The sequence below is a fragment of the Hominifimenecus sp. rT4P-3 genome (genome assembly GCF_051055405.1).
In the GTDB taxonomy this organism is placed as follows: Bacteria; Bacillota; Clostridia; order Lachnospirales; family Lachnospiraceae; genus Pseudolachnospira.
Map to the genome: position 1 here is coordinate 2,829,751 of NZ_CP167068.1, position 16,684 is coordinate 2,846,434.

Annotated in this window: 13 protein-coding genes; 1 reads left to right on the plus strand and 12 read right to left on the minus strand. The window is 47.4% G+C overall.

Annotated features, from left to right (window positions below; translation table 11 throughout):
* Window positions 1-83 precede the first annotated feature (83 nt).
* The 8 genes from ACCC71_RS13020 to ACCC71_RS13055 form a co-directional block, all read right to left on the minus strand.
* On the minus strand, window positions 84-1,208 hold the full coding sequence (locus tag ACCC71_RS13020; protein ID WP_434310059.1) for an aldo/keto reductase: 1,125 nt from the start codon (window positions 1,206-1,208) through the stop codon (window positions 84-86).
* 32 nt (window positions 1,209-1,240) lie between these two features.
* On the minus strand, window positions 1,241-1,924 hold the full coding sequence (gene sfsA, locus ACCC71_RS13025) for a DNA/RNA nuclease SfsA (RefSeq protein ID WP_434311861.1): 684 nt from the start codon (window positions 1,922-1,924) through the stop codon (window positions 1,241-1,243).
* A gap of 241 nt (window positions 1,925-2,165) precedes the next feature.
* A complete protein-coding gene (locus ACCC71_RS13030) occupies window positions 2,166-3,335 on the minus strand; it encodes a MalY/PatB family protein (protein ID WP_434310060.1) in 1,170 nt (389 codons plus the stop codon).
* 16 nt (window positions 3,336-3,351) lie between these two features.
* Window positions 3,352-4,824, minus strand: coding sequence for an alanine/glycine:cation symporter family protein (locus ACCC71_RS13035; protein WP_434310061.1), 1,473 nt, complete (start codon window positions 4,822-4,824; stop codon window positions 3,352-3,354).
* 159 nt (window positions 4,825-4,983) lie between these two features.
* Window positions 4,984-7,023, minus strand: coding sequence for a sigma-54 interaction domain-containing protein (locus tag ACCC71_RS13040; protein ID WP_434310062.1), 2,040 nt, complete (start codon window positions 7,021-7,023; stop codon window positions 4,984-4,986).
* A gap of 156 nt (window positions 7,024-7,179) precedes the next feature.
* Complete coding sequence (locus tag ACCC71_RS13045; protein WP_434310063.1) at window positions 7,180-8,523, minus strand: CapA family protein; 1,344 nt, start codon at window positions 8,521-8,523, stop codon at window positions 7,180-7,182.
* Window positions 8,524-8,951: 428 nt separating this feature from the next.
* A complete protein-coding gene (locus tag ACCC71_RS13050) occupies window positions 8,952-10,388 on the minus strand; it encodes an SLC13 family permease (RefSeq protein ID WP_434310064.1) in 1,437 nt (478 codons plus the stop codon).
* Between the two features lie 68 nt (window positions 10,389-10,456).
* Window positions 10,457-11,713, minus strand: a complete 1,257-nt coding sequence (locus ACCC71_RS13055; RefSeq protein ID WP_434310065.1) for an FAD-dependent oxidoreductase — start codon at window positions 11,711-11,713, stop codon at window positions 10,457-10,459.
* Window positions 11,714-11,897: 184 nt separating this feature from the next.
* Here ACCC71_RS13055 and ACCC71_RS13060 point away from each other — a divergent pair, with 184 nt between their 5' ends.
* The gene (locus tag ACCC71_RS13060; RefSeq protein WP_434310066.1) at window positions 11,898-12,785 is read left to right on the plus strand and encodes a LysR family transcriptional regulator; all 888 of its coding nucleotides are present in this window, start codon (window positions 11,898-11,900) and stop codon (window positions 12,783-12,785) included.
* A gap of 136 nt (window positions 12,786-12,921) precedes the next feature.
* Here the strand turns inward: ACCC71_RS13060 and ACCC71_RS13065 are convergent, their stop codons facing one another.
* The 4 genes from ACCC71_RS13065 to ACCC71_RS13080 form a co-directional block, all read right to left on the minus strand.
* Window positions 12,922-13,947, minus strand: coding sequence for a virulence RhuM family protein (locus ACCC71_RS13065; RefSeq protein WP_434310067.1), 1,026 nt, complete (start codon window positions 13,945-13,947; stop codon window positions 12,922-12,924).
* A gap of 88 nt (window positions 13,948-14,035) precedes the next feature.
* Entirely contained in the window at window positions 14,036-14,410 is a 375-nt protein-coding gene (locus ACCC71_RS13070) for a hypothetical protein (protein ID WP_434310068.1), read from the minus strand.
* A 228-nt stretch (window positions 14,411-14,638) separates the two neighbouring features.
* A complete protein-coding gene (locus ACCC71_RS13075; RefSeq protein ID WP_434310069.1) occupies window positions 14,639-15,928 on the minus strand; it encodes a TRAP transporter large permease in 1,290 nt (429 codons plus the stop codon).
* Entirely contained in the window at window positions 15,928-16,515 is a 588-nt protein-coding gene (locus ACCC71_RS13080; RefSeq protein ID WP_434310070.1) for a TRAP transporter small permease, read from the minus strand. The genes ACCC71_RS13075 and ACCC71_RS13080 overlap by 1 nt, the downstream gene beginning before the upstream one ends.
* Between the last annotated feature and the right edge of the window lie 169 nt (window positions 16,516-16,684).

Consider the following 16,684-nt stretch of genomic DNA (forward strand, 5'->3'; position numbering starts at 1 on the left):
CTCTGCTTTTCTATATAATATCGGATTTTGCCTTACCCGAAACCTACTGCCTAACAGTCACAAAAAGTACCTATTAAAACCACTTACTTTCCGAAGTAGGAAGCAATTTCCTTCAGATGCTCGATCACCGGCAGATGCTGCGGGCATGCCTCTTCACAATTGCCGCAGCCGATGCAATCGCTTGCCTTTCCAAAGACCTCCGCCAACCGCTCATAATACTCATACTGGGGTTTCCAAGGCTTTGTCTCCGCCTCCTGCCGATCTGCATTGTAAAGAGAAAAATACTTTGGAATCGCAATTTTCTGCGGACATCCGTCGGTACAGTAGGAGCAGCCCGTACAAGGAATTACCACGCTCTGATTGATCTGCGCGGCAGCTTTTTGTACGATCTTCTGCTCTTCTTCATTTAATGGCATAAAATCTGACATGTATCCGACATTATCCAACAGTTGTTCCATATTGCTCATACCGCTGAGGACAATCTCAACATGCTCCAAGCTAGCCGCAAACCGAATGGCCCAGGAAGACACGGACATCTCCGGATGATACTCCCGGAACATCGCTTCCGTCTCCGCTGGCACATTGGCCAAGGTACCGCCTTTTACCGGTTCCATGACAAATACCGGCTTGCCGTGTTTTACCGCCACCTCATAGCACTTTCTTGCCTGGATTCCCTCGCTCTCCCAGTCCAGATAGTTGATCTGAAGCTGGACAACCTCTATCTCCGGATGCTCGGTCAATACCTGTTCCAGGAAGTCCGCGCTGTCATGGTAGGAAATGCCGATGTGCTTGGCCAGTCCTTTTTGCTTTTTCTCGATCAGCCAGGGGAAACAATCCAATTCTGTATAAACTCGGTAACGATCCCGTCCTACGTCGTGAAGCAAATAGTAATCGAAATATTCCACGCCGGTCTTTACCAACTGCTCATTGAAAATAGCGTCTCTGTCCTCTTTGGTTTTCAAGAAACCCGCATGGAGTTTGGTAGTCAGCTGATAGCTGTCTCTGGGATAACGATCTACCAAAAGTTCTTTCGCGGCATTTTCACTGCGAAATCCACAGTACATCCACGCCGTGTCAAAATAATTAAATCCGTTCTCCATAAAAACGTCCACCATCTTTTTGCTCTGTTCCATGTCGATGCTCGTCACATCATTCGCATCCAATAACGGCAGCCGCATCAGTCCAAATCCCAGTTTCTTTTTACTCATTTTACTCCCATGCCTCCTTATCGCTCTTTTATTTAAAAATAGCAAGGAACCAACGCGTCGATCGCCATCCCATTCTCCCGGACAAGACAGTCGTATGCCAAGATTTTTATGCCTGCCTGCGCTGCCTTTCGCACCGCCTCTGCGAAAGCAGGATGGGTTCTCTCATTGGGCTTCCACGCCAAAACTCCCTTTCTCTGAATCACAAACAAAAGATACGCTTGATATCCGGCCTCCTTGGCCCTGATCAAATGTTGAATATGTTTTACCCCGCGTTCTGTCGGTGCATCCGGAAAATAGGCTACGCCATCTTCCACCAAGGTAACCCCCTTCACTTCCACAAATGCTTTTTCTCCGTGAGCTCCCTCCAAATGAAAGTCAAAACGGGACTCCTCAAACCGCTGTTCCCGCTTCAAAAGGGTAATCGGAAATCCCAAAGGGCTTTCTGCCAGCCACTCGGCAGCAGCAGCATTGGGCGCCTGGGAGTCGATATTTATCCACTGGCCGGATTTCCAAACCGCGATCAGAGAATATCTTGTCTTCCTCTTTCCCGGCTCATGCTCCTCCAAAATAACCGGTGCTCCGGGAAGAAGCAGTTCCCCCAGACGCCCCGTATTTTTCACATGGCAGCATTCCTCTTGACCTTGGATATTTACTTGCGCTAAGAAACGGTTGGGACGAGAAAGAAAAATCCCCTCCACCGTGCGGACATATTGCATCTGATCTCCGAATCTGCTCATTTTTCTATGAAAAATGGCTGCTTACTCTTGTTTTTAGCCTTCGGGCCTTGATTTTTTATTATACCATTTTTCTCACATTTCTGATAGTGGAAATTGTAATTTTCCAATAGAATAAAACAAAAATCCGTTCCTAACGAACGGATTTTGTTAAACGTAGGATTTTAGTACATTTTAAGTAATCCAAGGCATATCTGTAATAGGACAATCGGGAAAATCCAGATTATAACTCTTCCACCGCCCGTGCCAGATTTTCCAAAGCTTCCTTCAGCGATACGCGCGGGCATGCGATATTGGCGCGCATATAGCCGGATCCACCCTCCCCAAACTCATAACCAGGATCAAACGCGATCTTTGCTTTTTGAATGCAAAACTGTTCCAGTTCCTGATCGTCCATCCCAAGAGCATGAAAATCCATCCAAACCAAATAGGTTCCTTCCGGCGGAATCACTGGGATTTGGGGCAAACGCTCTTTCATAAACGCCATCATAAAATCCAAATTTCCCTGAAGGTATTTTCTTAACTCCTTCAACCAAGGCTCCCCGTACCGGTAGGCAGCTTCCGTCGCCACCAATCCCAAAACATTGCCGGAACCTACGTTGTACCGATTTAAGATCGCCATAAATTGCGCTCTCAATTCCTGGTTTGGAATAATGATATTGGAAGTCTTCAATCCGGCCAAGTTAAAGGTTTTGCTGGCGGCGTTGCAAAGAATCAACCGATCCTCCACCTCCGGTCCCAAAGTTCCAAAACAGGTATGATGCGCGCCTTCAAATAACAAATCTGCATGAATCTCATCGGACACAATCAAAATCCCATGGGCAAGGCAGAGATCCGCCAGTTCCTGCAGTTCCTCCCTGGTCCATACGCGTCCAACCGGATTGTGGGGGCTGCAAAGGAATATCATCTTTACCGTATCGTCCAGCTGTGCCTTCAACCCATCCAAATCCATTTTATACCGTCCATCCACGAATTTTAACGGATTGTCCAGCATCGTACGCCCTCCGGTTCTTACCGCCCGTGCAAAAGGATAGTATACCGGACTTTGCACGATAATTTTATCCCCTGGCTCCGTAAAGGCATCCACCAAAAAGCTCAAAGCGCTGACGACCCCCGGACAATGGCAAATCCATTCCTTTTGAACTTTCCAGCCATGCTGACGCATCAACCATCCGGCAACCGCTTCCGTATAAGACTCCGGCATACCGGTATACCCAAAAATCCCATGATCCACCCGTGCTTTCACTGCTTCTACGATTTCCTCCGCTGTCTGGAAATCCATATCCGCAATCCACATGGGAGACACATCTTTGCTTCCGAACATTTCCTCACAGGCATCCCATTTCTTGCTATTAAACCCCAAACGATTTACTACTTGATCAAAATCTCTCATTTCTATCCTATTTCCCTCAATGATTCAAATTACGATACCGCTCTTTCATTTCCTCCGAACTCCAAAGAGATGCGTTCCGAATTCCCGCTTTCTCCGGATCAAAAACCGGATTTAATCCCGACTTTTTCTGACGCTCAAAGTCGTCAATTGCTTTTTTCACAATTCCAGAAAGCAGCAGCAGGCAAATCAGGTTGGTCCAGCACATAAATCCCGTGCCAATATCGTTCATCGCCCAGACCAGTCCGCCAGATTTCAAAGAACCGAACATCACCATTGCCAGGAAAACCACCTTTAAAGCCAAAAACAGCGGTTTTGCCTTTTCCTTCTTCTCATCGCTCATGAAAAACACGGCGTTGGTCTCACCGATATAATAAGCGGCCATCAAAGAGGTAAACGAGAAGAAAAATAAAGCAATTGCCACAAAAGCGCTTCCCAAATTGCCAAATACCGTACCAGCAGCCGCCTGTGCCCAAGATGCGCCCGCAGCTACACTGCCCATGCCGTTAAAAAGGACCTCGCCGGTCGCTTCACTGGTCACATTGTAGCATCCGGTCACCAAAACCATCAGCGCCGTAGCCGTGCAGACCAGAAGCGTGTCCACATATACGGATACGCCCTGGACCATGCCCTGTTTAATGGGATGGGAAACCTCAGCCGCAGCCGCAGACTGGGGCGCCGTACCCATACCGGCGCTGCAGGAATTTACGCCACGTTTTACACCCCAGACGATAGCCGAACCAACGATACCGCCAAAAATTGCATTCACACCAAAGGCACTGGAGAAAATCAGGCCAAATGTCGCGGGAACCTGTGTGATATTCGCTCCCAAAACGATTAAGACCATGACAATATAAGCCACAGACATAAAAGGAACCACATACTGGGATACTACCGCGATTCTTTTTACATTGCCAAAAATAATCAAAGCCATCAAAACAACGATGATCAGTCCGCCCACCCAGGTCGGAATCTGGAAGGCATTTTCCAGGGAAGTGGTGATAGCGTTTGCATGGACGCCAGGAATCAAAAGCAGGTTTCCAACTGCGCAGAAAATGGCAAACAAAACAGCCATCCATTTCTGCCCCAGGGCCTTCTCCATGTAAAAGGCAGGGCCTCCGCGATATTCACCCAATTTTTTCTCCTTGTAAATTTGGGCCAGCGTACACTCTGCCAGAGAGGTTCCCGCTCCAAAGAATGCCAGAATCCACATCCAAAATACAGCTCCGGGGCCTCCAACGGCAATCGCCGTCACCACACCGACGATATTTCCGGTGCCAATCCGCCCGGCCAGAGCCATGGAAAAGGCCTGAAACGGACTTACGCCTGCAGCGCTGGCGTTTTTCTCCGCCACCAGCTTAATGGATGTCTTAAAATAGCGAAGCCAGAAAAACCGCGTCCGCACTGCGAAAAAGACACCGACAAACAGGCACAGGACGATCATTGCATTTCCCCAAAGAAACCCGCTGACCGTTTTTACAAATGCTTCCATAGATTTTATCCTCCTGTCTCATTATGGATTTTGCTATTATTATGTAGCAATTCCTGTGCCAACTTTTTTCTTCTTAGAAGCACCGCCATTTTTCGTGGTTTTTGACCTTCCGTTCTCCACGCGTCATTTTTTCGGGAGGATGCGCCCCCATTTTTTCGATTATTGGGTTTTCAAATATCCCTTTAACAATTCTGCCATCTCCCATCCTTTCTCTGTCAAAGATGTTCCGCCGCGGCCACGGGAGGTTTCTAACAGTCCAAACCGTTCCAATTCCTGCAGGACGCCCCGCAGCTTTGCCTCCGTACAGCCCTGGCTTTTCAGGGCGGGTTCGTCCACCAGGCTTCTGCGCCCAGCCGCCTGCCCTTGCGCCGCCCGCAGGCGAATCTGCTCTAAAACCAAAAAAGAAAGGGCCGCCTCCTGTTTTGTGTGGAGGACAAAATCCAAAAAGGCCTCCGGCGGTCTCTCCTCCTGCTTCCCTGTTTCCTCTTCCTCCGGCTCAAACAGAGAATCCAAATCTTTCCTGCTGATTTCTTCCTGGTTCCAATTGGAAAAATACTCAACGCAGTTCCTCAGTTCTCGGATATTTCCCTCCCAGCGATAAGTCTGAAGAAAATCCATCGCTTCCGGTGTAAACCGATAGGAAACGCCTAACTGCCGCAAAAAGGTATCGATCAAAAGAGGAATGTCCTCCGGCCGTTCCCGCAAAGCAGGAAGCTTCAGCGGAATCACATTTAGACGATAATAGAGATCCCGCCGAAACGACCCTTCTTCCAGTTGCTGCTTTAAGTTCCGGTTTGTGGCCGCAATGATACGCACATCCACATCGATCACACACTCTCCGCCAATCCGCATGATTTCTTTTTCCTGCAGAACGCGCAAAAGTCTCGTCTGCAAGTGAATCGGCATCTCCCCGATTTCATCCAAAAATAAGGTTCCCGTGTTTGCCTGTTCAAATAAGCCGCGCTTCCCGCCCCGAACCGCGCCGGTAAATGCCCCTTCTTCATAGCCAAACAGCTCGCTTTCCAATAAAGATTCCGGCAAGGACGCGCAATTCAGCCCCACAAAAGGCCTGTTTTTTCGGGAAGACCCATTGTGGATCGACTGCGCCAACAGTTCTTTCCCTGTACCGCTTTCCCCACAGATCAAAATGGAAGACTCGCTTTTTGCATTTTTCTCCGCCAGATCCAACAGATTCTTCATCCGTTCCGACTGGGTGATAATGTCTGGAAACCAGTATTTTGCCGTATATCCCCGCCCTGGTACGCGATGTTTCACTTTCCCTTCCGGGACATACTCTGCCGTCATATAATTAAGAACGCCGTCCTGCTGGAAACGTTCCAGATACAGCTGAATCAGGACTTCACGCCCTTGGATTTGGTAGCGTTTTTTCTGGCCCGGCTTCATATTCATGACTGACTGACGGATTTCCTCTTTCGGAAACAGCCGGATGACGTCCTCCCCGACCATCTCTTCTCCCTGAATTCCGAAAATCTCCTTTGCAAGGGCGTTATACGTTTTAATCTTTCCCACGCCGTTAAAGGTAATCAGTCCGCGGCTTTCCACCTCGTCCTTTCCTCTATGCTCATCGATATATTGATAGGTAGAGCCATAATTGGCTGGAATAATCTCCCGGCAATATGCCTGAATGGCAGGGGATTGAAACAAGAACCCAAGATCCATCGTCACCAAAACATATACCACCGTAGCGATGTCGATCTGACGCTTTCCAACTTCAATGATCTTCTTGACATATACAGGAACACTCCACCGCTCTCCCGGTGAAATGGCCACTTCCGCTTTCTCCTTTACTTCCACATAAGGCGCATAAGGAATCAGCTCGATATCCCGAATTCCCAGATGGTAAAGCTGTTCTACACATTGCAGACTGAGGTTCATGTTAACATTCACCAATAAGGCTTTGGTGCCTTTCGGAAGCGCCTGAATGGCCTCGTAGCCCTTTCGTGAAAAAGTCAGATTTGCCCGCACGATCCTGGTATCCGGCAATACTTGCTTCCGGGCGATCTGGAACATATCATCGCTGGATACCAGTACCAAGTCCGCGTCGATCTCTGTATACACAGAACCGTCTTCCATACAGTATCCACAAATAGTAACATAGTCCTTTAAAGTACGGCGAAAGAGATCGCAATAATCCTTCAGCGCGGACTTGGAATATGCCACGATAGCCAAACGTTTCATGGAACCAACTCCTCTCTGACACTTTTTGCAATATTGCCAAACAGGCAGCTCAAGGCTGCCTGTCCGATAGTTCTATCATACTCATATTCTATTCCAACTGCAAGAGCAAAGTTGCGCTTTCTTCTGCCTCTTGGCAGTATCCCTTGTCTCCCCCGATCAGGCTTCCCCGGACTTTCTGCTAAAATAAATCCGTCCGTCAGCCGCATCATATTCGAACCGCGTTCCATAACAATCGCTTCTGCGATTCATATCCTCCGCAAGATGCTCCGCCACAGCCGGTTCTGCAACCATGGGAAGCCCTCTTTTGATGGGATTCTCCCGCTGCATGTCAATATCAATGGGAACCAGACTATATTTCGCCTTTCCGCTCTCATCGTCAATATCTACGACCACCACGAAATGCTCGGAGAAACGACGCTCTGCATAAAAGCCCTTCCAGGTACCGTCCTCATACCTTGCCCGGAACCCGTGCAGATCGGACGGATACGCATCCGCCGGAAGATGATAGGTATGATACATCTCTGGGGAAACCATGGAATTTCCGGCTTCAAATTCCATGACCGTACTTCCCAAATCATAGAAAATCGGTTTTCCTTTATAGATTTCTACCCCCCTGGGATAATGGGCACCATGGCTGACAAATACGCTGGCGCCGGCGTCAATCGCCTTATGGGCAAAATCCTCCAAAAACTCCGGGGAATAATCCGAATACCAGTTTTCATTTTTCCCTTCATGGGAATGGACACTGGCAACCACATAGTCGGAACGGCGGGAAGCATCCCGGATACTGCGAAGAAGCGCGTCTTCATCCTCCTTATTCGTATAATTCCGAACCTCCGGCTTTTCTCCCTTTTCCACAAAAAGGAAATGCTCCATGGCCGATCCCAGCTTAAAGCTATTCTCCCCCTGCGGCTCCCAGGTCTCCACCCGACCGGTTTCATCCATGCTTTCTCTAGTTCCCCAGGCTTTATCGATTGCCTTCAGCTGCTCAAATTGCTCTTCGGTCACATAGTATGTATGCCCCCAGCGCAGCGGTGCAAGCCCCGGACGAGCCACGGTATCCGCACTGGCATCCGCGCCCAGGGCGCGATCGGACCAGGTAGAAGACGCCGCCACTACGCCCACACGTCCCTTTGCCGTATCCAGAAATTTTGCCTTCCGGGCATCCGACAGATTGCGGCCGATGCCGCAGGCCTGTAAGTCTCTTGCTTCCGCCTCCTCGATGGTATCCAGGCACCCTCGCCAGCCATAGTCCACCGTATGATTATTGGCGAAATTCACCAGTTTAATGTTCAGATCTACAAACTCATTCAACGTAACCGGATGAACCGACGTCAGGTACATGGTAAATCCCGGCGGCGTATCCTGATGGGGCGTGCTGAATTCCGCATTGGCAAACACCGCATCGGCGCTTTTAAAAATTTCCACCAGTTTCGGATCGATTCGATTCACCAGATTTCTGCTGGAAAACAAAAAATCCCCGCAAAGTACAACTCGCATAAATATTCCTCTCTTTCTGCCTGTTCATTTCGTCTCTATTTATAATCAGCAAATTTCATGCCAATGATGTTTTCCGTGTCTTTTCCCCGATTTTCTATAATTTCCCCCAGCAATATGGGGCATTTTTTATCCCGTTTTTCTTTTTATCACCCATTTTTCTGTTTTGAAGAAAAACCGAACCTTCTCGCCCTCCTTCTTTGATCTATATTTTAATGGTTTTGTCCTTTTTTTCTATCCACTATTCGTACATCTCCCTTGAAATATCTCCACGTCTTTTTGCTTTTTTTCCCTTTATTTTCGTCCCATTCTCCCGTAAAATCGGAATTATCCTGCGCTTTCTTCCGAAATATATTGATATAGGAGCTTTATCAAAACGGCAAACTGCCGTTCCATAAACCGCTTGTCTATGGAACGGCAGCCATCATTTTTTACATTACCATAGAAGCAATCGGGTACCCTACCCCTAACAGTACCAAAACTCCCAAAAGTCCCAATAGCGCGCCGTATTTTACAAAAGAGGACATGGACGCCCAGCCGGTTCCGGCGGCAATGCCGATATTGGCATGTCCCGGAGGCGTAGCGAAAGCAAAGCTGCCCATGGCGCAGATAACGCCTACCAACGCCGGCGTATTCAGAGCTCCTGAAGACGCCATGGCAATGGGTATTGCGATGGTAGAACAGATCGTGATCGTTACAATATTGGAGCTGAGATTCGTCTGAATCATCGCCCAAAGAAGGAAAAACGCGATAATCAGTACCGGAGCCAGACCGCTGGCCACCGGCGACAGCTTCTCCGTCAAAAATGCGCTTAAGCCTACTTCTTCATTGGTTAACGCTGATCCTAAAACATTGGTAGCCGTACACATGATCACACTGCCCCAAGGCACGCCTTTTTGCATTCCTTCATTAAAGTTCAACAGCGGTTTTCCCTTGTAAGTAAAAATTGCCAGAAGGGAAGCTCCAAGCATCGGCGGGAAGGCTGTTCCTAAGTCGGAGATAGCAGAGGCAGCCGCGGGTGCAATGGATTTTAAAATGTCTGGCGCTAACCACAAAAATACAACCAGGCAGGTAACGGCAATCGAGATCTTCTCACCCATTTCCACCGGAGGCAAAGCCTTCTTTAACTCGGAGGCGTCTACCCCCTCAATTTCCTTTAAGTCAGCCCGATATACCAGTTTAAACATCAACAACATCACCAGGAACATCACGATGCCACAAGGAATACCAAAAGCCATGTAATTGGCATAGCTGATTGCCTGTCCCGTCATGGATTCATAAACACTCATGCCCGCCAGAGGAAATACATGGGAAATCGGGGTGATGCCCGCTCCGATGGATGCACTGAATACCAGCCCCATCATCATCATCTGACCGATACGGCTTCCTTTTTCCTGCTTCAGCACCCGATTAATTTCTTCTACGATAGGAAGAAATACGATGAACAGCACCGAAGGGGACATAAACGCTCCCAGGAAAATCACGGAAGCAAAAAACATTGCCACAAAATACCAAGGACCCTTTTTTGCAATGGGCGTTGTGATGAAGAAAATCGCGCACCGCTTTAAAAATGGCGTCTTCGACAACGCATAGGTAACAAGAAACGTACAAATCAAAAACGGAATAATCCAGTTTCCGTAGCTTCCAGCTAAAACGCCTTTGGCCGTATTAAACCCGGAAACCATCAAGGCCGCCACGATAACGACGCTGGGCCAACCGACATCCACTGCCAGCCAGAAAATAATCGCCCCGAGCAGGATACCGACTACCTCCATACCATAAGCGTTCATTCCGGCAGGCGGCGGTAGAAAACGAAAACCGATGATACAGGCCAATGCCGCTAAAATTGAAATCAATCTTTTATTCATATTGCATGCTCCTTTCTCTATGGTACTTTCCACAACTTCTACACGCCTTACCAATATGACTTTATCCTTTACAGGATTGCCTTTTGGCGAAGCAATTCTCTCCGAATCGCCATCAAATTCTCTTCTTTCTCAGCGCCCAAAGCAGCGGCTACGCCTGCACCATGACCGGTAGCGAAGCCGCATCCCATCACCCGCACAGCGCCGTAAGCAACAGAATCGCAGGAAATCGTTCGACCGCCGCACCACAAATTCCGGCAGTTTTTCGGTCTCAGAGCATCCAGCGGAATGGAAAAAGAAAAGTGGTCGGGAAGCTTCTGGTAAGAGTCCAGCTTGTCGATACTTTTATGAATTTCCGGCGACCAGCCGCATCTGGCAATCCCGTCAAAAATTTGTTTTTTCCCAAAAACCTCCGCTGGGGTCATGACATATTTTCCTACAATCCGTCGCCCTTCCCGAATCCCGATTTTGGGCCCAGTCTGAATCAACACAGCCTTCTCCAGTCCAGGAAGAAAACGCCGGAATGCCTCTACATAGGCACGTGCTTGTTTTCTGGCATTGATCTCAGCCTTTGTCAACTCTTCACAGCTTAAATCCCGGTGGCTATGGCTGGGAATAAAAAAGGTCATGATGTCTTCCCCTTGACGCCAAGCCATCCCTCCGGCATCACGTACCAAAAACGGAATCCCAGCATCGCGGCCCTTACGGATCGCCTCCTTGATTGACGCCAAATCAATCTCGGCATCCGGCGCCACATGCGCTACCCGAAAAGCCATCGTTGCCAACTGCAGAGCGCCCTTTTCATCGCCGCGCACAGTATCGCAGCCAGCTAAAAACGCTACATTAGCCTCTCCCGTCGCATCGACAAAACTATCCGCCTGGATTTCCAGCGTTCCCTCGTCGTCCATACAGAGGATGCCGCTGATCTGTTCTCCCTGGCGGTATACACGAGCCAACTGGCAATGAAGCAGTACATCCACGGAGGAATTTTCCATCATCAAATCCAGGCCATACTTGACAGCTTCCGGATGAATCGGAATAATATGATTCCCGGTCAGCGACTTCACCGGCGAGATATCTTCCCCCAGTTTCTTTAGCAGCTCCAAAAGCTCTACACCGACGCCTCCTACCACCAGGTTCGGCTTCTCCCCTCTGGTATAAAAACCACAGTAGGATAAAATATTCGCGTGAGTGGCTTCTCCCCCTAGATAGGGGTTTCTCTCGATCAGAAGCGTTTTCGCCCCAGCTCTGGCTGCCCCCAAAGCGGCTGCCACGCCGGCGGAGCCTCCGCCTGCCACCACTACGTCATACCGATAGGTACGATTCATCTCCGTCTCCTTTCTTTTATTTGTTACCTACACTATAACGAAACTCTTGACAAAAGAAAAATAGTCTTTTATAGTTTTTTCTATAAGCAATGATTATATCTAAAAATAATAGTGATAGGCACCTACAGAAAGGAATCCGAATCCCATCTATCTTTCTTATGGAAAAATCATTAAAGGAGGAATCATGCAGATTCATCATCTAAAATATATGGTAAAAATCAGTCAGCTGGGAAGTTTCTCCGCAGCGGCGCAGGCTCTCTATGTCTCTCAACCGGCCTTGTCCCAGCAGATTCGTGAGCTAGAGAAGGAGCTGGGAGTAAAACTGTTTATCCGGCAACGCCACGGAGTCATGCTGACTACTGCCGGTAAGGAATTTGTAGAAATTGCCGATTCCATTTTGAGGGGCTGGAACCGCCTGCACACAACAATGGAACGCCACCGTTTTGTAGACAAAGGCCATTTGACCATCGGTGTCCTCTGGATCTGGGGATATCTTGGAATTAACTCCTATATCAATGATTTTCAGAAGCTATATCCGAATCTGGAATTGCAGCTGGTGCCGGACGGCAGCGTGCCGCTGTTAGAAAAGTTAAAGAGGGAGGAACTAGACTGTTGTATTATCATTGCGGAGGAAAGGTTACTGCAGGATGCAGCCCTGTCCTATCACCGGATGATTACTGATCAAATTATGGTTATCATGCACTCCGGCCACCCCCTCAGTTATCAAAGCAGTATTTCCTGGAAGGATCTCAAAGATATTCCGATTATCCTTCCAGGAAAAGATTCCGCCTCCTACCAAATGGTTATGGAACATTTTATCGCTGAACACATTGTTCCCCGCACAGTCTGTGAATCTACCCAGTCGGCGGTAACCGTTCAGCTGGTATCCGACGGCATCGGAGCTGGATTTTGCTCCAAGGCCATGGCCGATACCTTCCAGGACAGCCGATTCGTCGCGCTGCCGCTCCATCCGCCGGTTTTCCGGGAGATCTATTACGTTACCCGCAAAAAATTTCTGGGCCAGTCCGCTGTTTCCGAATTTACCAAATATATGGAGCACTATCCGGCTTGATAAAAAATTTGCAGTAAAACAAACCGCCCAGTTCCCGTACAATACAACCTGTTACGAGAAATGCCCGTTATCGGCTATATGGCTGATAACGGGCATTTTGTAACCTTGAGATACACGAAATGGATAGTCGTCTGCACTACTCTTGATGTTCTTCCATACTAGCAACAAGAAGATCAAAATCGCTCTGATATGTTCTGTCCTGCAAAACACGGAATTTTTCAAATTCGTTTTCTGCAAATGCTTTGGCAATCGCTGCGGTCACTTTGCCCCTGTTTTGCAAAATATCTTCTTCATTGAACTGGAGGAACGCATCCAAACGGCTGACCCAATCCTGCATATACATAATATTTCCACGTCGTGCCTGTCTCTCGGCATAGTCCAGATACATCGTCACGATCTCGTTCAGATTGGTCATTTCTGCTTCGTTTAAGTAGTTTTTTGCAATCGAAACATCCGACTTGCGGATGCGGCCTTGCGGAGCATTTTTCCAAGTGGTTAAGCCCATATTGGGTTTTGTGCCGTCGGCTCGTCCGTAAACAATTTCAGCCGCCGTATGGTGGGTAACAGCGTAGTGGAGTTTGTTCTGCACAGTTGCAAAAAACTCTTTCGTAATGGGGCTATTTACATCATAGTCAGCGCTGCATTGAGAGTAAATGTCTGTAATCTTCTGATAAAAACGGCGTTCACTGGAGCGAATGTCACGAATACGCTCCAACTGTTCCTCAAAATAGTCTTTTCCAAAAAAGTTTTCCGGATCCCGTAGCCGTTCATCATCCATCACATAACCCTTGATAATGAACTCTTTTAATACACGGTTTGCCCAAATTCGGAACATAGTGGCTTTTCTGGAATTCACACGGTATCCGACGGCGATAATGGCATCCAGATTATAGTAGTTTGTATTATATCGCTTGCCATCTGCCGCAGTTGTTTCCATTTTGGAAACAACTGATTCTTCAAGAAGTTCACCCGATTCAAAAATATTTTTCAGATGTTTTGAAATGGCCGCTTTCTGGACTTCAAACAATTCCGCCATTTTTGCCTGTGTCAGCCAAAGATTTTCCTGATATAAAAGAATCTCAACCCGAACATCGCCATTATCCGTTTTATAAAACAAGATTTCCCTTGTTTCGTAGGGAGTAGGTCCATATTTTTCGTTCATATTCTTCTTCCTTCCCTTCATTCCTTTTTGGATCTATTCATTATCTACACAGACTGCTTCACAAATCCAAATATATCGTAATATTTTTCTACTCTTTTTTCCCTTTCATTATACTTATAATATCTACCGGCAATAATATTTTTGCATACATTTTTTCGCTACCTTCTGTCTTTGCGATCGCATCAACAAAAAATATTATACCGCCATTTTTTAAATATCTCGTTTCTACCGAGTATCCTATACTATCTGCCTCTGGTAAAATATCATATTCTTTTCCCTTCACTTGAACAGGAATAAGAAATTCATTTCCAGTTGCAGTTGGCTTTTTGCCTTTATAGTATATAATATTTCCGTCCCATGAAACAGTTTTGTCATTCATATGAATATCTGATTCTTCCAGATATTCAGATCTAGCACACATTCTTTGCAATTTGGTTATAGATAATGTCTCTTGACTACTCATTTATCTTAACTCCCGTATATCTTCTAATTTTCCAATAATATTATACCATATGCCAAATTACATTACTAGGTATTTTATTCTTTGAATTTTCGCAGTTTTATCCACATGAATGCCGATTGGCAATACCCATTATCCACAACTTTCAAGAAACAAAAAAATCCCCCTTGTTAGACCTTCGTCTAACCCAAGGAGGATTTTTTCTAAAACCGCTGGCTATATTGGAAACATTTAATAAGGAACGCCGAACAAATCCAGAATTCCCAGACTAATCTGAGGAATGTAGCCACAGATAAACAAACAGATAAACAGCGCCACAATCAGCGGCCAAGCGATCTTCACCAGCTTATTCATACTAAGCCCCGTCATGGTCATCGCCACAAACAAATTGGAGGCAACCGGAGGCGTAACAAAAGCAATGCAAAGGGCCAAGGTCATAATCACGCCGAAATGAACCGGGTTAATGCCCACCGACTGGGCAATCGCCAGTAAAATCGGAGAGAGAATAATCGTGCAAGGCGTGGTCTGAATGAACATACCGGCAATCGCCAGAATGATAAAGATGAAAAGCAGCACAATATAAGGATTCGTAGAAATTCCCAAAAAGAAGCTGCTGATCGCCTTTTGCACGCCCAAGTAGGAGAACACACTGCCCAGAGCGGCCGCCGGCGCGAACGTAAACATCATGCCGCCGATAAAGGCCACGTTATCTTTAAAGAGGGCAATCACGGCTTTCAATGAGATCTCCCGATAAACAAATAATCCCACAAAAATTCCGTATACCACGGAAACCACCGCGGCTTCCGTGGCCGTAAAGATACCGCTGTAGATACCTCCGAGAATGATGACTGGCATTAAAAGAGCCGCTTTCGCCTGCCAAATCGCCTTCAACAGATTTTTGACATGAAACTTTTCACCGGAGCCTTTTAAGCCGTGCTTTTTCGCATAGAAGTAATTAAAGATCATCAATACACCGCCCACGACCAATGCAGGCCCGATTCCCGCCATGAATAATGCGCTGATCGAGACATTATTGGTGACGCCGTAGATGACCATCGGATAGCTGGGAGGCACCACAACGCCCAAACTTCCCGCCACAGCCACCAGACCGGTCGCATACGCCTTATCATACCCATTGATAATCATACTAGGAATCATAATTGCGCCGATAGCAGCCACCGTCGCCGGAGCCGAACCAGAAATTGCCCCAAAGAACATGCAGGCCACGATGGTAACGATTCCCAAACCGCCGGTTACATTGCCGATCATGGCATTGGCCACGGAGACAATCCGTTTTGAAATCCCGCCGGTATCCATGATTCCGCCTGCCAAGACGAAGAACGGCAGAGCCAGCATTGTGAAAGACGCTACGCCGGAATACATGGATTGGGCGATAAACGCGCTGGTTGTCACCGGTTCTACAAGCAATAACGCATACATGGAAAGAGCCAGGCTCACGCCGATTGGAACACCGATTGCCAGCGTAACTGCCATTACGATAAATAATACGGCTACTCCCATTATTTTTCACTCTCCTTTCGATTCAGCGTCTGTCCCCGACGTAATTCTTCCGCCTTTGCTTCCAGAGCCTCGATATCAATCGTCGGCTTAGAGCTGCCAAGCTCTTTTTCACTTTCTTTCGTCAGTTTGACGGTATCCTGGATCAGGCGGATACAAGTCAAAGCCAGACAAAACGGGACAATGCTATAGATCACGGCCTTCGGCAGGCGCAGCAGAGAAGTTTTTGTCCCGCTGCCCGCCAGGTTCACGATCAACTGACTAAAAGGAAAGATGACAAAAGCGCAGAATCCAAAAGTAATCACATTATCTAAAATCAGCAATACCCGTTTCACTCGAAAAGGAACCGCGTTGATCAGAGCGTCAATTTTTAAATGCTTCCGGTTTGTAACCGCCCCGGCGACGCCTAGATAAATCAACCAGACAAACATGATGACAGCCAGCTCTTCCGCCCAGGTAATTGCGCTGTTAAAGACATAACGGGAAATCACCTGAATGGTCAGTAGTACCGTCAAAACCAAAAAAACCACTGTTCCCAGATATATTTCAAACTCATTCAAAAATTTCTTGATACTGAATTTCTCTTTCATCCGTTTACCTCATCGTAAAAATATACCTTCCGTTGACAAGAGCATGCTCTGTCCTGACCGTGTATGCTCTTGTCAACGGAAGGTAGGCTTTTCGAAGGTAAGCCGGTGGCCCTTCTCTATCCACCGGCTCCTTCGTGAGTATTTTACCGCCCGAAACATTTTCCAAAGA